Source organism: Paenibacillus sp. MAHUQ-63 (assembly GCF_028765165.1).
Classification (GTDB): Bacteria; Bacillota; Bacilli; order Paenibacillales; family NBRC-103111; genus Paenibacillus_E.
Genome location: NZ_JARADB010000002.1, coordinates 1,276,116 through 1,296,587 on the forward strand (window position 1 = coordinate 1,276,116; position 20,472 = coordinate 1,296,587).

General features: G+C 50.8%; 16 protein-coding genes. 14 read left to right on the forward strand and 2 right to left on the reverse strand.

Annotated elements, in window-relative coordinates; genetic code table 11:
- Positions 1-40: 40 nt before the first annotated feature.
- The 3 genes from PUT07_RS14075 (at position 41) to PUT07_RS14085 (ending at position 2,743) form a co-directional block, all read left to right on the forward strand.
- Entirely contained in the window at positions 41-997 is a 957-nt protein-coding gene (locus tag PUT07_RS14075) for an ATP-binding protein (protein ID WP_274468742.1), read from the forward strand.
- Between the two features lie 19 nt (positions 998-1,016).
- Positions 1,017-1,889, forward strand: a complete 873-nt coding sequence (locus PUT07_RS14080) for a tetratricopeptide repeat protein (protein WP_274468743.1) — start codon at positions 1,017-1,019, stop codon at positions 1,887-1,889.
- A 134-nt stretch (positions 1,890-2,023) separates the two neighbouring features.
- Positions 2,024-2,743 (forward strand): YebC/PmpR family DNA-binding transcriptional regulator, encoded by a 720-nt coding sequence (locus PUT07_RS14085; RefSeq protein WP_274468744.1) that lies wholly within the window; start codon positions 2,024-2,026, stop codon positions 2,741-2,743.
- A gap of 163 nt (positions 2,744-2,906) precedes the next feature.
- Here the strand turns inward: PUT07_RS14085 and PUT07_RS14090 are convergent, their stop codons facing one another.
- Positions 2,907-3,215 carry a hypothetical protein gene (locus PUT07_RS14090; RefSeq protein ID WP_274468745.1) on the reverse strand — a complete coding sequence of 103 codons (309 nt, stop codon included), beginning with the start codon at positions 3,213-3,215 and terminating at the stop codon, positions 2,907-2,909.
- A 62-nt stretch (positions 3,216-3,277) separates the two neighbouring features.
- Between PUT07_RS14090 and PUT07_RS14095 the strand changes: the two genes are divergently transcribed.
- Complete coding sequence (locus PUT07_RS14095; protein ID WP_274468746.1) at positions 3,278-3,646, forward strand: NUDIX hydrolase; 369 nt, start codon at positions 3,278-3,280, stop codon at positions 3,644-3,646.
- Between the two features lie 92 nt (positions 3,647-3,738).
- Here the strand turns inward: PUT07_RS14095 and PUT07_RS14100 are convergent, their stop codons facing one another.
- On the reverse strand, positions 3,739-5,220 hold the full coding sequence (locus PUT07_RS14100; RefSeq protein WP_274468747.1) for an MFS transporter: 1,482 nt from the start codon (positions 5,218-5,220) through the stop codon (positions 3,739-3,741).
- A gap of 236 nt (positions 5,221-5,456) precedes the next feature.
- On the opposite strand from PUT07_RS14100, the gene PUT07_RS14105 reads away from it, so the two are divergent.
- From PUT07_RS14105 to PUT07_RS14150, 10 genes are all read left to right on the forward strand, one after another.
- On the forward strand, positions 5,457-6,020 hold the full coding sequence (locus tag PUT07_RS14105) for a TetR/AcrR family transcriptional regulator (protein WP_274468749.1): 564 nt from the start codon (positions 5,457-5,459) through the stop codon (positions 6,018-6,020).
- Positions 6,021-6,509: 489 nt separating this feature from the next.
- Positions 6,510-8,546, forward strand: a complete 2,037-nt coding sequence (locus PUT07_RS14110; protein ID WP_274468750.1) for a methyl-accepting chemotaxis protein — start codon at positions 6,510-6,512, stop codon at positions 8,544-8,546.
- 152 nt (positions 8,547-8,698) lie between these two features.
- Positions 8,699-10,540, forward strand: a complete 1,842-nt coding sequence (locus PUT07_RS14115) for a sigma-54-dependent Fis family transcriptional regulator (protein ID WP_274468751.1) — start codon at positions 8,699-8,701, stop codon at positions 10,538-10,540.
- A gap of 127 nt (positions 10,541-10,667) precedes the next feature.
- Complete coding sequence (locus tag PUT07_RS14120; protein WP_274468753.1) at positions 10,668-11,627, forward strand: 2-keto-3-deoxygluconate permease; 960 nt, start codon at positions 10,668-10,670, stop codon at positions 11,625-11,627.
- Between the two features lie 33 nt (positions 11,628-11,660).
- The gene (locus PUT07_RS14125; RefSeq protein ID WP_274468754.1) at positions 11,661-12,968 is read left to right on the forward strand and encodes a four-carbon acid sugar kinase family protein; all 1,308 of its coding nucleotides are present in this window, start codon (positions 11,661-11,663) and stop codon (positions 12,966-12,968) included.
- The gene (gene pdxA / locus PUT07_RS14130; protein WP_274468756.1) at positions 12,961-13,959 is read left to right on the forward strand and encodes a 4-hydroxythreonine-4-phosphate dehydrogenase PdxA; all 999 of its coding nucleotides are present in this window, start codon (positions 12,961-12,963) and stop codon (positions 13,957-13,959) included. Before PUT07_RS14125 ends, pdxA begins: the two co-directional genes overlap by 8 nt.
- Before the next feature lie 179 nt (positions 13,960-14,138).
- Positions 14,139-15,317, forward strand: a complete 1,179-nt coding sequence (locus tag PUT07_RS14135; protein WP_274468758.1) for an FAD-dependent oxidoreductase — start codon at positions 14,139-14,141, stop codon at positions 15,315-15,317.
- A 148-nt stretch (positions 15,318-15,465) separates the two neighbouring features.
- Positions 15,466-16,947, forward strand: coding sequence for a protein adenylyltransferase SelO (locus tag PUT07_RS14140; RefSeq protein WP_274468760.1), 1,482 nt, complete (start codon positions 15,466-15,468; stop codon positions 16,945-16,947).
- An 85-nt stretch (positions 16,948-17,032) separates the two neighbouring features.
- Positions 17,033-18,856, forward strand: coding sequence for a cache domain-containing sensor histidine kinase (locus tag PUT07_RS14145; RefSeq protein WP_274468761.1), 1,824 nt, complete (start codon positions 17,033-17,035; stop codon positions 18,854-18,856).
- On the forward strand, positions 18,837-20,465 hold the full coding sequence (locus PUT07_RS14150; protein ID WP_274468762.1) for a response regulator transcription factor: 1,629 nt from the start codon (positions 18,837-18,839) through the stop codon (positions 20,463-20,465). The genes PUT07_RS14145 and PUT07_RS14150 overlap by 20 nt, the downstream gene beginning before the upstream one ends.
- Positions 20,466-20,472: the final 7 nt, after the last annotated feature.

Consider the following 20,472-nt stretch of genomic DNA (forward strand, 5'->3'; position numbering starts at 1 on the left):
TTTGTGCTAAAATAAACCCATTGGGAGAAGGAGGAGACCGATGTCAGATCACGATGAACTGAATGAAAGACGGCGCAAGAAATTAAAATTGATTCAATTTAATAAAGATGACCACACCTTGGTTGAATCGGAGAAGCCGGAGGTTACGTTCGCCGATGTCGGCGGCTTGGAGGAAGTCAAGAAGAAGATTCGTCTGAATTTCATCCTTCCGCTGCAGCAGCCCGAAGTGTTCAAGGCCTATGGCAAGGAAGCCGGCGGGAGCTTGCTCCTGTTCGGACCGCCAGGCTGCGGAAAAACGTTCCTGGCGCGAGCGGTAGCCGGCGAAATCGACGCCAATTTCATGCATATTGAGCTCCAGGCGATTCTGTCCATGTATGTTGGCCAAAGCGAACATAATTTGCACGATATTTTCCAGAAGGCTCGTGAGAACAAGCCCTGTGTCATTTTCATCGATGAATTGGATGCGATGGGCGGAAGCCGCCATCTGATGAGGCAGCATCACGACCGGATGCTTGTCAATCAGCTGCTGCTGGAGCTCGACGGTCTGCAGTCCAACAACGACAATGTCTTCGTCATCGGGGCTACGAACACGCCGTGGTACCTGGACTCCGCTTTAAGACGTCCGGGCCGTTTTAATCATCTCGTCTTCGTGCCGCCGCCGGAGGAGACCGAGCGTCAGACCATCCTGCAGCTGAAGCTGGCAGGGAAACCGGCTGAAGCGCTCAATCTGGCCAAGCTTGCAGGGGATACCCGCTTATTTTCCGGCGCTGACTTGGAACAGGTTGTGAAGGATGCCATCGATTGTGCGATGGAGCGAACGTTCGAAACCGGCGACATTCAGCCGATCCGGCAAGAGGATTTAAGAGCCGCTGCGAAAAGCCGAAAAGCTACGACGTTGGAATGGTTCGCAACCGCCAAAAATTATGCCACCTTCAGCGACGTGAACCGGGATTATCAAATCGTGCTGGATTACGCTAAGAAACACGGCATCAAGTAGCGGGATGGGAGGATCAGGCTTGGAACGATCATCTTCCGGGACCGCCTACGCTGCGGCCCATCAATTGATACAATGGAAGCGATACAAAGAAGCATTGACCGAAGTTGAGAAAGTGCTGCGCATGGATCCGGAGGATCACGACGCCTATGCGCTGTGTGCGCGCATTTATTTGCATATGAGTGAATATAAGCATGCGCTGCATTGGGCCCAAGAGGCGCTCACTCGCGAGCCTGAGCATGAAATCGCTTGGTATGTGCGGGTTGCCGTCTTTTATGAGACTCAGCGTGACGCCGAATTCGACGAAGCTCTGCAGCAAGCGCTGCGCATCGATCCGTATGAAGCGCACTATTATTTCTTGAATGCCAACAAGTTCAATAAGAAGGGCAAATTCAAAGAGGCCAAGGAACAGTTGCTGCAAGCGCTTGAGCTCCAGCCGGAGACGCCCCTTTACTTGGCCACCCTCAGTTATGTGGAAGCGCTGCTGGGGAACGATGCCGAATCCCGGCGATTGGACCGCGCGGCGATCCGGGAAGACGCGGAGTCCTCGACGGTTCTGTTGTATCTGGCTTGGGCGGCGTCCCGGCGCGGGGACTATGACCTGCAGGAGACCTATATGCGCAACGCCATTCGATTGAACCCGGAGTCCAAGCAATTTCAGGATGAATATTTGGAGTCGCTGCAGCGCCGGTATGTGCTTTACCGCATTTGTTTATGGCCGGGCAAGATGATCAATAAAATGAACAAATGGCAGATCTGGATCGCATGGATCATCGCCTGGTTTTTGTTCAAACCGCTTATCCTGCTCTTCATCCTTATTTATGTTATAACCCATTGGTTAACTAAAGGTATTGTACATGTCCGAGTATTCGGCTGGAGACGACGAAATTCTTGAATTAACATCAGCCTGAGTTCTGTCTATCGAGACGGGATGAAGGCTTTTGTTTTATGACTAGATGAATATTTTCCATTTCGGATGAAAATCGGTTATTATATAAAATGAACTAACTATAGAAAGTGGGATCAATCGTGGGCCGTAAGTGGAATAACATTAAAGAAAAGAAAGCTTCCAAAGATGCAAATACAAGCCGGATTTACGCCAAGTTCGGACTTGAAATTTATGTAGCGGCACGGAAGGGCGAACCGGATCCGGAAGCGAATCGTGCGCTGAAAGTTGTCCTTGAACGGGCCAAAACGTATAACGTGCCGAAAGCGATTATCGATCGCGCCATCGATAAAGCCAAAGGCAGCTCCGATGAAATCTACGAGGAGCTTCGTTACGAGGGCTTCGGACCGAACGGGTCGATGGTTATCGTCGATGCCTTGACGAATAACGTGAACCGTACGGCGCCAGCGGTACGCGCGGCATTCAGCAAAAACGGCGGCAATATGGGCGTCAGCGGCTCGGTGGCTTACATGTTCGATCCGACAGCGGTGATCGGTCTGGAAGGCAAGAGCATGGATGAAGTCATGGAAATTTTGCTGGAAGCGGATGTGAACGTTCGCGACATCGTCGAAGAGGATGAGATGGTGATGGTGTATGCCGATCCGGAGGAGTTCCACGCCGTGCAAGAGGCGTTCAAGCAAGCCGGCATCAGCGAGTTCGCCGTTGCCGAAGTGACGATGCTGGCGCAGAACAACGTAACGCTGCCGGAAGACGGGCAGAAGCTGTTCGATAAGCTGATCGATGCTTTGGAAGATTTGGAAGATGTGCAGCAAGTTTATCATAACGTGGAATTGGAAGACTAAGTTTGACAAGAGTTTGATTTATCAATCGATACCGTTTTTTTAGCCAGCGATGATATACATATTGATTTTTTCTGGATAATACGGTGATAGCGTTGAGTAGAATACAATCCTGCTGTCCTTCGCGGCGGCAGGATTTTTGTATTCATAAGGATTTCATCTTCATCTAGTCCCGCAACTTTAACTCACAAGCTGGGCAAAACTTATCATTTTCAGTAATTTCACAACGACAGGCCGGGCAGGTTTCCATATAAGATTCTGCAGCTTCCCTATCGTTTTTCTCCGATACTGCACGAACCTCTTGATGATTGAATGGATGGGCTTGTTTGAAGCCCTGTTTTTGTATCTCTTGCAGAATGGTCTTTATTTCAGTGAGTTCGGATTTCATCCGTGAATTGTCAATCGCTGATTGGATAACTAAATATAAGATGAAAAGACCAAATAACCAAAGAACAATGCTAAACAATATCGCCATACACTCATCTCCATTCAAAAGATGTAATACATGTTTATTTTATGCGAAGGGAAAAGGCAGACATGATTTCAGAAGCGTTAATTATTAAGGATGATAAAGTTCTTATGGTTCAACAGTATGTCGAACGTGGTGATATCGTATGGAATTTTCCTGGCGGGAGCATTGAGGATGGGGAAACTCCTGAAGAAGCATGCATAAGAGAAGTGAAAGAAGAAACAGGCTATGATGTTATTATCTTAAAACTATTGAACTGTACGGATGATAAATATACTTATCTAGCGAGGATTAATGGCGGGGAAATGTTTCTTGATTCAGAAAATGAAGCGAATAAAGATATTATTGAAATTGCTTGGGTTTCCGTCAACGATACAAATAAATGGGATGATTATACGTCACCAATACTCAATATTTATCAAAAAATAACTACATAAAACATGGATCTTACGTATTTAAGAGACATTAGCTTGGTTCGTTTAGGTTAAAATTGATCGCGAGTTGTTTCACTTGCGCAAGAAAAACCCGCTTATTGAGCGGGTTTTTGTATAGTTCCAGCGATAGATTCCTTCGTGCGAAGATTAGCTCTTGGTACGTTCTTTCTGTTAATGAGCACAAGGATGGCAGCCAGCGCTAACGTAAGGAAAATAGCCGAACCCGTGATGGCCGCGGCAGCTCCATGAGCTAGCACAAAGGCTTGATCGTTCTTTGCGGCACCGCCGGCAGCCATATGCGATGCAGATTCGAATACCGTAATCAAGATACCCAGCCCCAGCGATGCTCCCATCTGATGGGCGACATTGACGAGACCCGATGCAGCGCCGGCTTCGTTCGGCGCAACACCGGCAATGCCGGATGAAGTAAGGGGAATGAAGACAACCCCTGCGCCAATACCCAGAATGATCAAAGGAATCGCGATGTTCGGGAAATAAGCGGTGTCCACGGTAATGCGGCTTATCCAGATCATACCGACTATTGCGACGAGTACGCCACCGATCAGCACCCTGCTGCTGCCGAAGCGTTTCAGCAGACCCGGTACGGCATAAACCATGCCGAACATGACGCCAGTCATCGGCAGGAAGGCGATCCCGGCGCCAATCGCGCTAAAGTTCAAAACGCCTTGCACATATTGCGTCAGAAAGAAGAACATCGCGGACATGCCGCCGACGAACAGCAACCGGGCCAGATAAGCGCCGGAGCGTTCGCGGCTGGCGAACAAGCGAAGCGGCGTAATGGGTTGTTCCGCGCGCTTCTCAATCCGGACGAACCAGCTGAGCAGCAGAATGCCGGCTGCGAAAGAAGCGATTGTGCCGGCATCGCTCCAACCGGCGGCGGCTGCACGTGCGAAGCCATAGACGAGCCCGGTCATCCCAAGCGTCGACGTGCCGGCGCCGAGGAGGTCAAAACGACCGTTGCGGCGCGGCGTTTCCTGCAGATAGCGGGGAGCGAGCAGAATGAGCGCCAAACCGATGGGAACATTAATGAACATCCCCCAGCGCCAAGAAATCGTATCGGTTAAGATGCCCCCGAGGACGAGTCCGACGCTTCCGCCGGCACCGGATATGGCGCTATAGAGCGAGATGGCGCGCGTCCGCTCCCGGCCTTCCGGGAAGGAGACCATGAGAAGGGAAAGCGTCGAAGGTGCGGCGAATGCCGCGGCGAGCCCTTGAATGGCACGCGCGATCAGCAGCAGCTCTGAGGTATGCGCGAATCCGGCCAGCAAAGAGGCCAGCGTGAAGAAGCCGACGCCGGCTATGAAGACGCGTCTGCGTCCCAGCAAATCGCCGGCGCGCGCTCCGAGCAGCAGGAATCCGCCGAACGTCAGCGAGTAAGCATTTTGCACCCATGATAAGTCGGTGGCTGACAGATGCAGGGTACGGCCGATTTCTGGCAGCGAGGTGATGACGATCGAGCCGTCCAAAATAATTATCAACTGACAGGCAAGTATGATGGCGAGCACGAGCTTGGAGGATACGGTTCGTGCGATTGTTTCGGTAACGGTTGAAGACATATGCAGGACGTCCTTTCTGTGTTTGGAATGTTTATTCCAACCCATCATAAGGCCAGTTGCAGTTGAAGTCAACAACTTTTTGGAGTGAATAATCCAAAGATAGTGCTGATTTATACAGAAACCAGCGCGATTCGCACGAATTCAACCGAAAATATAGTAAAATTTAGATTAAATATTCCGAATGCTTGACGTTCCCCTTTGCACATACTAAAGTTGAATGTAACGAGGTGTGAACAATGAGTAAACGTGAAGATATTTTGAATGCGACGTTGGACTTAATCGATGAAGAAGGACTGCAGTCCGTGACGTTTGCCAAAATCATGAAAAGGGCGAATGTGGGCTCGGGTACTGTCTTCAATTATTTCAGCAACAAGGAAGAATTGGTTCATGAGCTTTACCGGCAATGCCGCAAGCTGCTCGGTGATAACTTGATGATGAATTATAATGCCGAATTAAGCTTGTACGAGCGTTTTAAATGCTTACAGACGAACAGAATTCGATTCGCCCTTGCCTATCCCAAGCACTTCCGCTTTATCGACTCCTATTCCTATTCTCCATGCATCACGCCGGAACTGCGCAAATTGGAAGACGACAGTGCTTCCCGAGAAGCGATATTGTCGCTGCTTAAGGAAGGCCAGCGTAACGGGATCATCCGGGAAATGGATATCAACATCTGCAATTCCATCATACACGGGGTCATTACAGCCATCGTCAAAGGCTACTACGTGAACAAATATCCGCTCAACGACATGCAAATACAGCAAACGCTGGAAGCTTCCTGGAAATCGATTCTAGTGTAAATACAATCTCCGTTTTGGAGTAAATAATCCATACTTTCGTCGAAAAAAACAGATGGCCCCATGGGGCCATCTGTTTCTATTTGTACCCCTATGCAGCCACGTCTCTTCCTCGCTTGCTATGCCCACATGTATATGATTTTTCGAATAAAAAAACCAGAATTACGGCCAAAAGTAGAATTATATGCAATTATTCATATAGATCTATGGATTTTGGCCGTCTTCAACGAGAATGTATCTGATTTTTCGAACACACACAGGCATATGTTATAAAGCTATTCGCTTAAGTTGACCTAAGGCGGAACGTATTGGTTATTCTCATGGCACATCCGAATAATTGTGCTGCTAATTGCAACATACGTAAGCGTCTGCATACATTATTGGAATTCCTCCCCAAAACGACATTAAAAATGCAACGATTATCATTTACACATTCTGTAAGCTGTACTATATTATCTAGTTGTATGAATCGCACAGCGAGAGGAGACTACCATGAGACGAAAAACGAAACATGTATCGGACCACGACCAACCTAAAGCCAAAGGGACTTTATTATCCGTTAAAAACAGGCTTATCCTCGCTTTTCTTCTTGTACTGACCGTCCCGACGTTGATGATCGCCTGGAGCTCGTATAATACAGCCAAAAGCAAAGTCGACGATCAAATGGTCAGGGCGGCGGGGTCCAATGTCGCATTGTTGAACAACGTATTCAACCAATTCATTACGGCCAAGCAGCTTGACGTCGCGGGCTTAGCACAAAATTTGGAGCTTCGCGGGATGATTTCCTTAGATGGAGGCAATATTGGAAGTAGTCCTCCGGTTCGGACCCAGCTTGAGAATTACAAGAAGGTTCATCCGGAAATCGAACAAGTCTATGTCGGTACGGAGTCGGGATTGTTCATGAACGCACCCGATACGTTCAAGAATCCGCCGGACTATGATGCAAGGAAGCGACCTTGGTACCAGGAAGCGATGGCGCACAAAAATGAAACGATTGTGACCGCGCCTTATGTATCCAAATCGTCCAATCAGCTCGTCGTGACCGTCGCGCAAGCAACGAAAGACGGCCAAGGCGTTACGGCGGTCAATGTCAGTATTGAGCAGCTTGCGGAGATTACGCGCAGCGTCAAAATCGGGAAGGAAGGCTATGTCTATCTGATGGACAAGGATCACAAGTACATCGTTCATCCGACGGAAGCGGCCGGAACGAACGCGCCTGACAATGAAGAGACGAGGCGAATTTACAGCTCGGCATCGGGTTATTTCTCCTATGTGAAGGACAATAACATGAAGAAGATGACCTATGTGACGAATGAGCTGACCGGGTGGAAAATTGCCGGAACGATGTACGACAGAGAGGTAGCCGAAGAAGCGGCTCCTATTCTGCACCGAACATTGCTGGTTTTCGTCTGCGCTTTGATAGTGGGCGCGGTACTCCTATTGTGGATTCTGCGATCGATCATAAGTCCGCTGCAGCAGATGATCCGGCTTTCCCGAAGTATCAGTGACGGCGACCTGACTGAGCAGATCGCCATCCGCAGACGGGACGAGCTTGGCGTTCTAGGAAACAGTTTCAATGAGATGTCGCAATCGCTCCGGTCAGTCCTCTATCAAGTAAGCGAGAACGCCGTTCAATTGTCGGCATCCGCGCAGCAGCTGGCATCCAGCTCGGAGCAGAGTGCGGCCTCGAGCGAACAGATTGCCGTGAAAATGCAGGAGGCTGCTAACGGAACGGGCCAACAGGCGAGCAGCACGGAAAGCACGCGGCAAGCGATCGGTGAAATGGAGAGCAACGTCACCACAATCTCGCACAATGCCGAGCAGGCCTCGTCCTCAGCGCTTCATGCGAAAGCCCGCGCCGAGGCGGGGAATGAATCGATTCAGCGGGCCGTCGACCAAATGCAAGCCATCGGCGCAGGTGTTGATGAGCTTGGTCATGTCATCGAGGGATTGGGTGAGCGTTCTACGGAAATTGTCAACATTATCGATGTCATCACAGGCATTGCCAACCAAACGAATTTGCTGGCGCTTAACGCTGCCATTGAGGCTGCAAGAGCGGGCGAGCACGGCCGGGGCTTCGCCGTCGTTTCTCATGAGATTCGCCGTTTGGCCGAACAATCTTCGGAATCGGCGAAACAGATTTCCGACCTGATCTCCGCGATGCGGCAGGAGACAGATACGACAATCGCCAATATGCAGGCGGTGACCGAGCAGGTTCAAGAAGGCGTCAGCGTTGTCAATATGGCCGGCGGGTCCTTCAACGAAATTGCCGTTTCCATCGATGAGGTCGTCCGTCAAATCCATGCAACCTCTGCAATATCCCAGCAAATGGCGGAGAGCACGGCAATCGTTGTTAACGCGATGAGCGACGTATCGCAGATCTCGGAAGAGACGGCACTTACCATAAGAGATGTTGCCGGAATTACGGAAGAGCAGCTTGCGTCGATGGAAGAAATCACTGATTCTGCGAATGCGTTGACGCGGATGGCCGAAGACTTGCAAGCGCTGATTGACAAATTCAAAGTATAACAGCGACGGAGAGTGCTTAACGAGGCACTCTCTTTTTTTGTTGCATAATATCGTATATCGCACAGGCATTGGCTATAATAAGGAGAATTATTATATATTGTTGTAATGTGCAACACATTTAGGTGACCGAACCATGACGGAAGGTGATATCGATGCAAATTAAAGTATTAGCCATTGCGCCATACCCGGGTTTGAGGGGGATGCTCGAGGAGCTCGTGAAAGAAGATGAGCGGATTCAGCTTCATGTTGAAGTTGCGGATCTTCATAATGCGATTCCGATTGTTCAGGCCGAGAGCGGCAAGTATGACATCATTCTAAGCCGGGGCGGAACGTCCACGCTCATTCGCAATCAATTCACAACGCCAGTCGTCGATATTCCCGTTTCCGGCTACGATATTTTACGCGTTCTGACTTTAGTGAGAAATTCGAACAGCAAGGTTGCGATCATCGGGTTTCCGAACATCTGCCGCGGCGCCCAAGAAGTATCCAGCCTGCTCGATTACGAAATACCTATTTATTCGATAGAACGAGCGGCGGATGTTCCGCAAGCGCTTAAGCAAGCTTTTGAGAATGGCGTGCAGATTGTGCTTGGCGATGTCGTCACCGTCCATACGGCTGAGGAGATGGGCTATAACGGGATTCTCATCACGAGCGGACAGGAGTCGGTGCTTGAGGCGCTGGAAGAAGTCAAGCGGATTTTCGAGGTCGTATGGAAAGCCCAGGAGAGTGAGCATCTATTCGAACACATCCTGCAGCATCACCGGACAGGCGTCATGGCCGTAAGCGAAGAGGGGGTCATTCGATATGCCAACGAAGCCGCGGCCGCGCTGCTCGGGTACCATAGTGCCGTCATTCGCGGCATGAATCTCACCCGGATTGACCCGATCTGGTCCCGCTACCTCGAGGAAGCGGCGAGAACGAATACTCAATCCGCCAAGCAGCAAACGAGATGGTTTCAGAAAAAGCAGGTGAGCATTGAAATCATCGTACCGCCTGAGATGCCGGCAGCCAGCTACCGCTATTTCGTATATTTGTACGCGGCCGAAGCTAACACGAACAATCCCGCTACATACAATTTCCAGGTTACCGATCGTATCGCGACTTTTGCGCAAATTATGGGTTCCAGCTCCGTCATTCTTCAATCCATCAAGCGGGCCAAAGCATTGTCGCAAACCAAGGAAGCGATTTGGATCTCGGGTGAAGAGGGCAGCGGCAAACAATTGTTTAGCCAAGCGATTCATTCCGCAAGCCCCTTCTCGGGAGACGAACTGTACATCCTGCCGTGCGACCAATTGTCTCAAGAAGAGCAGACTGCGGTGCTGCTGGGGACAGACATCTATCCGGGGCTGCTGTTCAAAGAATCGGTTGGAACGATTTGCCTGGATCATGTTCAGCATGTCAACCCGTCCTTGCAGCGCAAGCTGCTCGAAGCCATGAAGCAGGGCATGCACGCGCGGCTTATCGTAACATCGCCTCATCCGATCAAGCTGATGTTGAAGAAGGAAGAGATGGATCAAGATTTTGTGCTTGCTTTCATGGACCATTACGTAAGTCTGCCGCCGCTTCGCGAACGGTTGGAAGATATAGCTGAAATTGCGCGCGTCCTTATCGCAGGTTATAACTCCCGGCATGGCAAACAGATTGTGGGCATCCGTCCGGAGGTTCTGGAGGACGATCTGATGCATAAGCTTTGGCCCGGTAATATCCATCAATTGAAGCTCGTTATCGAAAGCATGCTGGCAAGTACGAACGGACATTATGTGGGGACGAAAGAAGCTCAAGAGGGTTGGCAGAAGGTGAAGGAGTCGCTGCAATCAGAAACGTCCGGGCACCACGCAAAGGTCAATTTGTCGGGAACCTGGGATGAGATTGAACAGCGGATCCTTCTGCAAATTTTGGAGAAAGAAGGAATGAATCAATCGAAAGCGGCGAAGCGGTTGGGGATCAACCGATCGACACTTTGGCGAAAGTTGAAAGATGTGTTGCAAATTTAAACGATATGCCCCGTTGTCCTCTGGTGAACGCTGTCATATAATCAATACATGAGCAATGATGAAGTGGATTGTTGCAAATTGCAACTAAATGATGGCTCAATATCATCTTCTTAGGAGGAAGCACACCATGAGAATTAAAGCAGCGATAGATCGTATTCCCGGAGGCATGATGATTGTGCCGCTGATCCTTGGGGCGATCATAACGACGTTATTCCCGACGATGGGGAAAACATTCGGCTCCTTCACAGGCGCGTTAATGACCGGCTCTTTGCCGATTCTGGCCGTGTTTTATGTCTGTATGGGTTCAACGATTAATTTCAAAGCGACACCGTATATTTTGAAGAAAGGCGGCACGCTGCTCGGCACCAAAATATTGACCGCAATTATCGTCGGTTTCGTCGCAGCCAAATTTTTGGGCAACGGTATGATTAGCGAAGGTTTCTTCGCAGGCCTTTCCGTACTTGCGATCGTTTCAGCTATGAATGATACGAACGGCGGTTTGTACATGGCGCTTATGGGTCAGTTCGGCAAGAAAGAGGACGTCGGCGCCTACTCGGTTATGAGCTTGGAATCCGGACCGTTCTTTACGATGATTTCACTTGGTATTGCAGGGCTCGCCGCATTCCCGTGGCAAACGTTCGTCGGGGCGATTCTGCCGCTGGTCGTTGGGATGATCCTCGGTAACTTGGATAAAGACATGCGTGAGTTTCTGTCCAAAGCCGTTCCTGTTCTGGTGCCGTTCTTCGCCTTCGCTTTAGGAGCGGGTCTTAATCTTCAGACAGTATGGAAAGCCGGATTCCTCGGCGTCTTGCTGGGTATAGCTGTCGTTGCTGTGACCGGTATTACCTTGATTCTGACGGACCGCTTGATCGGCGGAAACGGGATTGCCGGCATTTCGGCAGCTTCTACAGCAGGTAACGCCGCGGGCGTACCGGCCGCTGTCGCCGCTGCAAATGCCGCCTATGCGCCGCTCGTACCTTCGGCTACGGCACTCGTTGCATCCTGCGTCATCGTAACCGCTATTCTCGTTCCGATCGTAACCGCTTGGTATGCCAAAAAAATCGGAGTAAAAAGCCAAATCAATTAGATAGACAAAGTTAGGCATGGGAGGAACCGCACCATGAACCATATTGCCATTATTGCAGATGATTTGACCGGAGCATCCGACTCAGGCGTTCAATTTGCAAGAAAAGGGCTGCAAACGCAAGTCGTTTTTGATATCAAGCAAGTCGCCAATCAACAAGCGGTTGAGGCTGTCGTAATCGATACCGACAGCCGTTCCGTTGCAAGAGAAATTGCTTATGCGAATGTGAAAGCGGCGGCTGAGCAAGTTCAGCAAGCAGGCTTTACGCACGTGTACAAAAAAATGGATTCTACGCTCCGCGGCAATCTGGGCGTTGAGATCGACGCCGTGATGGATGTGATGCCATTCGATTTTGCGGTCGTCGCCCCGGCTTTTCCCAAGATTGGCCGTACGACCGTTCAGGGTGTCCATTATTTGAACGGCATTCCCGTCTCGCAAACCGAGATTGCCAACGATCCCAAATGCCCTGTGAATGAATCCGATCTCGTCAAGCTGTTTTCTTCCCAATCCAATCGGAAAGTCGGACTTATCCCTCTGCATGTTATTCGCTCGGGGAAGGAACAGGTTGACCTGAACATACAATCGCTGCTGGAAGCGAAGACTGAACTCATCGTTTTCGATGCGGAGACTCATGAGGATGTACAATGTATCGCCGAGTACATCTCTGAAACGTCCTACCGTGTGTTATGGGCCGGATCTGCCGGTTTGGCCGACTATTTACCGCAGACGCTGGCACTGCCCGTTCACAAGAGCGAGCCTGCGCAGCTTCCCGTAAGCGAGAAGCCGGTGCTGCTCGTTGCGGGAAGCATTTCCAATGTGACCCGCCAACAGGTCGCTGCGTATAACCAGGAACCGCGAGTCGCAGCCGTCGAATTGAACACCGTTCTTGCGATGGCTTCCGAAGACGGGCTGCGCAGCGAGATGCAGCGCTGTCAAGATTTGCTTAGAGATGCCCTTCCGAAGGGTGTTGATGTTTCGCTATGCGCGAGTTCATCGCCGGAGCAAGTTCGGTTAACGAAGGAGATTGGGGCCCGAAGAGGCTTCGACTCCACGGAAGTGTCGAATCAGATTTCGAACATTCTGGGAGCTATCGCTTCCGTCATCATCCGCAGCTCCGAACTGCAAGGCGTTATTCTCACCGGTGGAGATACGGCGAAAGCCGTCTGCAGACACCTCGGCGTATCCGGCATTCAATTGGTGAAAGAGATCGAGCCGGGTATTCCGCTTGGCCTTCTTGTTCGCGAACAACCAATCTGGGCGGTTACGAAAGCAGGCGCATTCGGGAATGAAGGCAGCTTATCGAAAGCTAAAAACGTGTTAAAGGGAGTGACGTCGAATGAATAGACCTATTATCGGCATTACGATGGGTGATGGCGCTGGCGTAGGACCAGAGATCATCATGAAATCGTTGAAAGATGCTCAAATTTACGAAACTTGCCGTCCTTTCGTTATTGGAGATGCCAAAATATTGGAGCGGGCGGATCAGTTCGTGCAAACCGGTCTACAGGTGCGTACGATCGGTTCCGTAGCCGAAGCGAAGTTCGAGCCTGGTTCCGTTGACTGCTTCGATTTGAACTTGCTGCCGGCGGATCTGCCGATCGGACAAGTATCCAAAGAAGCGGGACATGCCGCATTCATGTATTTAAAACAAGCGATCGAGCTGGCTAATGCCGGTGAAATCGATGCGATCTGCACAGCGCCGTTGAACAAAGAGGCGCTTCACAAAGGTGGTCACATCTATCCGGGGCATACGGAAATTTTGGCGGATCTGACAGGCACGCAGGACTTCTCCATGATGCTTTCCGCGCCGAAATTGAAGGTCATCCATGTGACGACGCATGTCGGCATTCTGGATGCCGTTCGTATGATCAATCCGGAGCGCGTCTATAAAGTCATCCGTATGGCGCATGAAACGCTGCAGAAAGCCGGATATACGGCGCCAAAAATTGCCGTCTGCGGCATTAATCCGCATGCCGGCGAGAACGGATTGTTCGGCTATGGCGAAGAAGACGAGAAGATCGTACCCGCCGTGAAGAAAGCGCAGGAGGAGGGCATTCAAGTCGTAGGACCGCTGCCTGCCGATACGCTGTTCTTCCGGGCAACGCGAGGCGACTTCGACATCGTCGTCGCGATGTACCATGATCAAGGCCATGGACCGATCAAAGTGCTTGGTCTTGAAGCAGGGGTCAACATTACGGTCGGCCTGCCGATCATTCGTACCAGCGTTGACCACGGTACGGCGTTCGACATTGCCGGCAAAGGCATCGCTGACGAACAGAGCTTGAAAGAAGCGCTTAAGCAAGCGATTGAACTGGCGCCAAAGCGTGAGCAATAAGATTTGCGCGGGTTGCGCAAGCAGATTAAGCAGATATGATGCCTCAGAGCCGCGTTAGCGGGATGGGGCATCTTTTTTTGCAACCGGCCGCTGCGTTTTGTCTGATTTACGTTCAGTTTATATAAGCGTCGTATGATGTCTGCAGTAATCAAACACATCCAATAAAGGGGCAGATAATCATGAGTATCAAACAATTGAACGAACAACCGCGAATCGCCATCATCGGGGCAGGTCCGGGCGGATTGACGCTTGCGCGAATCTTGCAGCGGCATGGGGTGCCTTGCATCGTCTACGAACGCGACTCATCGCCTGTCAGCCGGCAGCAGGGCGGTTCATTGGACATCCACGAGGATACCGGTCAATGGGCGCTGAAAGAGGCGGGGTTGTACGAGCAGTTTCAAACATATGCCCGCTATGAAGGACAAGATTTCCGTTTGCTGGACAAAACCGGCCGCGTTTATTTGGACGAACGAGCGGAATCGAATGAGAGAGACCGGCCCGAGATTGACCGAAGCGTCTTGCGCCAATTACTCGTAGATGCTGTTGATCCCGATACGATAAAATGGGGGCATCAGCTGGACAAAGCAGTTCCTATGGCAGTCGGGCGTCATGAGCTATATTTTGAGAACGGGCATCGTCATATCGTTGATCTCGTCGTAGCCGCTGACGGTGCGTTCTCACGTATACGGCCGCTGTTGACGGATGCCGCACCGATCTATTCCGGACTCAGTATGGTGGAGCTTTCCATCGAGAATGCCGCCGTCATGCATCCCGACATTGCCGCCTTCAACAGACGCGGCAAGCTGTTTGCTCTTGACGATCATAAGGGGATTCTGGCGCAATTGAATGGAGATGGCCGGATTTGCGTCTACCTGGCTTTCCTGGCTGAGAGGGATTGGCTAGACACCTGCGGCATTCCGTTTGACAAGCCGGAGGAAGCCAAGCCGATGCTTCTGACCTATTATCATGATTGGGATGAAGCTTTGAGAACTTATATTCAAGCGGCACAAGGCGACATGATGCCAAGAAGAATCTATATGCTGCCTGAAGGTCTCAAGTGGCCACACAAACCGGGTGTTACCTTGATCGGTGACGCGGCGCATTTGATGTCTCCTTTCGCCGGTGAAGGGGTGAACCTGGCCATGCGAGATGCAGCGGAGCTAGCGCTAGCCATCCTTCGAAGCGGCGATGTCAACCAAGCGATTCAAACATATGAAACGAAGATGTACGAATACGCGTCCGTTTCGGCGAAAGAGTCCGGCGCGAATCTTGAGCTATGCTTCTCCGAGCATGCCGCGGCGAAGCTGATGGACTTGATGCAGGCGTACCATGATCATTCAAGCTCGTCGACACTCTAGCCAATTAAGTGTTATGGGACACAGGCAACCTACTCTGCAGCAACGGAGCGAGGTTGTTTTTTTAATTTTTTAGCAAGTAAAAGGAAAACACTATATAATGGACAATAAACAATTAGTAATTGGGGCAATTTGCCATGAAGGAGTTAAGATGACTGACACTAAGACGATCCGACAAGCAGGTTGGAACTTCGATAATAGCTATACCCGGCTGCCGGCTATCCTGTATACGAGACAGAACCCGGCATCCGCGAATTCGCCCAAGCAGATCATCTTGAATGAGCCGCTTGCGGCATCGCTCGGATTGAATGTCGAGGCGCTGCAAAGCGATGAAGGCGTGGCCGTGCTGGCCGGCAATGCCATACCGGTGGGTGCTGCGCCGCTGGCACAGGCATACGCCGGGCATCAATTCGGGCATTTCAACATGCTGGGCGACGGCCGCGCCCTGCTGCTTGGAGAGCAGATCACGCCAGCCGGTGAGCGATTCGACATTCAGTATAAAGGCTCGGGCAGAACCCCTTATTCCCGCGGCGGGGATGGCCGCGCTGCGGTGGGGCCGATGCTCAGGGAATATATCATCAGCGAAGCCATGCATGCTTTAGGCATTCCGACCACGCGAAGTCTGGCCGTCGTGTCGACAGGCGAAACCGTTATCCGCGAGACCTACCTGCCTGGTGCCGTGCTGACTCGCGTGGCCGCCAGTCATATTCGGGTCGGCACGTTTCAATTCGCCGCCAATTACGGCACGCTTCAGGATCTTCAAGCTCTGGCCGACTACACTCTGCAAAGGCATTATTCGCATGTGGATGCTACCGGTGCTAAGCGGTATCTGTCGCTGCTGCAAGAGGTCATTCAAAGTCAAGCGGCTTTAATTGCCAAATGGCAGCTGGCCGGCTTCATTCACGGTGTGATGAACACCGATAACATGGCTATTAGCGGGGAAACGATCGATTATGGTCCATGCGCCTTCATGGATGTCTATGATCCGGCAACCGTGTTCAGTTCCATCGATACGCATGGCCGCTATGCGTATGCAAACCAGCCGTATATTGGCGGTTGGAATCTGGCCAGATTTGCCGAAATGCTGCTGCCGCTGCTGCATGACGACGAGAAACAGGCTGTGGAGCTTGCACAGGAAGCGATCTCATCATTTGGCAAGATCTACCGGACGAACTGGCTCGCAGGCATGCGGGCAAAGCTTGGCGTCATGGACGAAGAGCAGCAGGACGAGGAACTGATTGACGGACTCCTCAAATTAATGGAAAAGTATCGTGCCGATTACACCAATACGTTCCGTGCCTTAACATTAGAGGAAACAAGCGGCTCGGACTTGCTGGCGAGCGAGGAGTTTGCCGAATGGAGGGAGCGCTGGGAAGCGAGATTAAGCCGGCAGCAGGAGTCTCCGGCCGCTTCACGGCAGTTGATGCGCGCCAGTAATCCCGCCGTCATCCCCCGCAACCACCGGGTGGAAGAGGCGCTCGAGGCTGCGGTCAATCAGCAGGATTACAGTGTGATGGAGCGGCTTCTTGCGGTGCTGTCCCGGCCGTTCGATTATGATAATTCATCGGACCAAGAGATCTATTGCGCGGCTTCCCGATCTTCCCGCCCTTACCGGACTTATTGCGGCACATAGCACGAATCATGCAAGAAGGGCTGCAGCCGGCAGCCCTTCTTGCAGTTGTTCGCTAGTCCCGGCCTTGTTCGGAGGAGGAGCACACATGATATGGAAATGGTTTGTACCCAAAAGCAGTGTTCAGAATAAATTTCTACTATCGGCATTCTTGTTGATTATCGTCCCGCTCGGGTTATTTGGAGCAATCTCCCTCGAGGTGTCTAAAGATTCTATCGCCGAACAGGTCAGCCGGTCGAATCTCAAAACGTTAGGACAGATTGCCGATAAAACGGACAGGCTGCTCGATGATATTATCGCGATCTCCAATCAATTTTTTTTGAGTGCTGAAGTAAATCATGCGTTTACATCCGCCTATCAGCCGAATAGTTACGAGGATGCCATACAGCGGGCTGCATTCGAGAAACTGCTGTCGAATTCGATCTATTCGTTTAACCGCATACGCTTTCAAGTCCGGTTAGTCGGCTTCAACGGACTCCGTCTGCCGGCCAACCCTACGATGACGGCGATGCCCGTTCAGCGATTGACCGAGAAAGCATGGTACCGTGCCGCCGTGGAAGGGCAGGGTCAGATTATCTGGGTGACGACCCCGATGCCCGAGATAACAGGCGACAGCGGAGCGGGAAGCGGAACTGCTTTCTATGGCGTGCGCATCAGCAAGCGGTTCGAGAGCGGAGCACCGATAGGTATTGTTGCGATCAGCGTAGATGAGAGCACTTTGAACGATTTGTACAGCAGCGCGATGGATAAGTCGCAAGAAATTGTCATCGTTGATGCCGAAGGAGCCGTCTTGTCTTCGAGCCATAAGAACGAAGTACACCGGCCGCTGACGGACCGGACGTATTACAATAAAATTCATCAGTTTGATTCGGGGTATTTCATCGCCGAGGAAGGGGGAGCGAGGCAGCTTGTCTCATTCCAAACAATTGGCAAGACGGATTGGAAGCTAGTATCTTATACACCAGTATCCACCGTATTATCCAGTCTGAACAGACTACAAACGATCGTCATTCTTGTATTCGGAATCGTCGTACTGCTGGCCTACGCCGCTTCGTATATGATGGCGCGCCGGCTTGCCGTACCGATCAAACGCTTGTATAATGACTTCGGCCGCGTTGAGTTAGGAGATCTGTCCGTTCGTTCGCAGGTTGTCTCTGACGATGAGATCGGGCATCTGACCCGGAAGTTCAACCGGATGATCGACCGGCTCCAAGAATTGCTGATGAATATTCAAGTTGAACAAGAGCGCAAACGGCATGCCGAGCTTCAAGCGCTTCAATCGCAAATTAATCCGCATTTTTTGTATAATACACTAGCTTCCATCCGATTCATGCTGGTCAAGCATACGCCGGAGATGATTGACTCCGTCATCGTTGCACTTGTTAAGCTATTGAAACAATCAATATCCAAGCAAGATGAACTCATACCGATTCAAGAAGAGTTATCCATGGTTCGGAATTATGTGTATATTCAGCAAGTCAGGCAAGGCGACCGGCTGGAGATCCGCTATCAATTGGACGAGGAGATCTATGCGTTCGTCACCATCAAGCTCATTTTGCAGCCAATTATTGAGAATGCCATCTTTCACGGGCTTGAGAACAAACTGTCCGGTTCCAAGCGGCTGGAGATTATAGGATTGATGGAGGGGCAAGATATTCTTTTTCAAGTAACCGATAATGGAAACGGTATGGAGAATGCCGAATTCTTTTTCTCCTCAGGGGGGGATCAGGAAGGGAAATTGGTCCATCGCGGCGGGTTTCATAATGTGAACGAACGCATTCAGCTGTACTTCGGCCCTCAGTACGGGTTAAGCATTGAATCCCGGGTTGGGATCGGCACGACGGTAACCGTAAGGATTCCGGCTATACATAAATGGGAGGAGGTCAGAAGCATTGAATATCTTAATCGTTGACGACGAACCTATGATTCGGGAATGGTTTCAGCTCACAGTGGAGAAATCCGGCGGGGATTACCGCATTGCCGGCGAGGCAGCGAACGGAATCCAAGCTATTGAGTTTTGCCGGACCCACGACGTCGATCTTGTTGTGACGGATGTCAAGATGCCTGGCATGAACGGCATTGAGCTTATTCAAGCGCTTAAAGAAGAGATGCCCCGGGTAAGGTCGGTCGTATTTAGTTCCTATAATGAATTTCAATTCGCTGCGGAAGCACTGAAGTTCGGAGCAAGCGAATATATTCTCAAAGCGGAAATTACGCTCCAAGGCCTTGTCGATATTTTACATAAAATTAAGAAGGATATCGAACTCGACCATCGCGCAGTTCGCGAGTTGAATGAATTGAGGTACCGGGTGAATGAGAGCCAGCTGACTTTGCGCAGCAGCTATTTCCGCGAACTCGTCGATGGGAAACCGGAGGCAACGGCGCTCTTCAACAGCAAACTGGACATGTTTCATGTGCGTTTGTCGGAGAAACAGCTGACTCTGGTTTTAATCGGCATTCATCGCAGTGCGGAAGTTAATTCCGCTTTGCGCATCCAGGAAGAAGGGCTGCTGCAGAACGCGGTAACGAATATTGTGGATGAAACCTTGCTGAATGAGATCGGGAACGGCTGCTCTTTTCTATATAAACCGAATGTCTATGTGGTGCTTTGCAACTCCATCCATACAAGCATGAAATCGCAGCGCGAATCTTTGCTCTTATTCGCCAACAGAGCGATGGATAATCTGAAGAAATTCATCGGTGCCTCCACGGTGATCGGAATCAGCCACTCGTATAGCAAGCTTGCGTACCTTCCCGAACAGTTGGCCGAGGTAATGGCTGCGGCAGACCGGCATCTCTTCTATGAGCAGCCTGGCATTCTATGGTGCGAAGAAGCGGGCTTGACGGAGAATCGTCGAAATAACACGGATTGGACGGCGGATTTCTACGACCACTTGGACAAAGGGCTATCGGAGAAAGCGCGAGCCTCTTTCGAAGAGATGATGAATAAGCTGGCCGTTCATAAAATGCTGTCAGCCAAACAGGTGAAAGCGATCGTGCTTGAGCTTGTATATGCGACTCTGAATAGAGCCAGAGCTGATGGCGTAGCTGCAGATCAACTGGAGCACCTGTATCTGGAAGCACATGTCGAAGTGATGAAGCTCATCACGTTCAATGAACTATTTCATTGGGCCGGACGTACCCTGGATTACATTCTGGAGCGGATGCATGAACGGCGCCCCGTGTACGGCGAAGCGGTGCAGCTGGCATGTGAATACATTGGGCAGCATTATGCAGAGGACATCGTGCTCCAAGACATCGCCGACCACGTGCATCTGAGCCGAACGTATATCAGTGAGCTGTTCAAGAGAGAGACGGGGATGAACTACAACGAGTATCTCATACAGATCCGGATGGAGAAGGCGAAGCAAGCCTTGAAACAGAAGGATTGGAAAGTTATGGACATTGCTGCTCATGTCGGCTATGCCAACGCAAGTCATTTTATTAAGCTTTTTAAAAATTACACAGGACTCTCGCCGTATGAATATATGAAATCGCTGCGAGGCTCGTCCATGATGTGAAACACCG

Bases quoted from the DNA above. Each gene is read 5' to 3' on its own strand.
- PUT07_RS14075 (WP_274468742.1), top strand. From the start codon at position 41: ATGTCAGATCACGATGAACTGAATGAAAGACGGCGCAAGAAATTAAAA.
- PUT07_RS14090 (WP_274468745.1), bottom strand. From the start codon at position 3,215: ATGGCGATATTGTTTAGCATTGTTCTTTGGTTATTTGGTCTTTTCATC.
- PUT07_RS14095 (WP_274468746.1), top strand. From the start codon at position 3,278: ATGATTTCAGAAGCGTTAATTATTAAGGATGATAAAGTTCTTATGGTT.
- PUT07_RS14100 (WP_274468747.1), bottom strand. From the start codon at position 5,220: ATGTCTTCAACCGTTACCGAAACAATCGCACGAACCGTATCCTCCAAG.
- PUT07_RS14105 (WP_274468749.1), top strand. From the start codon at position 5,457: ATGAGTAAACGTGAAGATATTTTGAATGCGACGTTGGACTTAATCGAT.
- PUT07_RS14110 (WP_274468750.1), top strand. From the start codon at position 6,510: ATGAGACGAAAAACGAAACATGTATCGGACCACGACCAACCTAAAGCC.
- PUT07_RS14115 (WP_274468751.1), top strand. From the start codon at position 8,699: ATGCAAATTAAAGTATTAGCCATTGCGCCATACCCGGGTTTGAGGGGG.
- PUT07_RS14120 (WP_274468753.1), top strand. From the start codon at position 10,668: ATGAGAATTAAAGCAGCGATAGATCGTATTCCCGGAGGCATGATGATT.
- PUT07_RS14125 (WP_274468754.1), top strand. From the start codon at position 11,661: ATGAACCATATTGCCATTATTGCAGATGATTTGACCGGAGCATCCGAC.
- pdxA (WP_274468756.1), top strand. From the start codon at position 12,961: ATGAATAGACCTATTATCGGCATTACGATGGGTGATGGCGCTGGCGTA.
- PUT07_RS14135 (WP_274468758.1), top strand. From the start codon at position 14,139: ATGAGTATCAAACAATTGAACGAACAACCGCGAATCGCCATCATCGGG.
- PUT07_RS14140 (WP_274468760.1), top strand. From the start codon at position 15,466: ATGACTGACACTAAGACGATCCGACAAGCAGGTTGGAACTTCGATAAT.
- PUT07_RS14145 (WP_274468761.1), top strand. From the start codon at position 17,033: ATGATATGGAAATGGTTTGTACCCAAAAGCAGTGTTCAGAATAAATTT.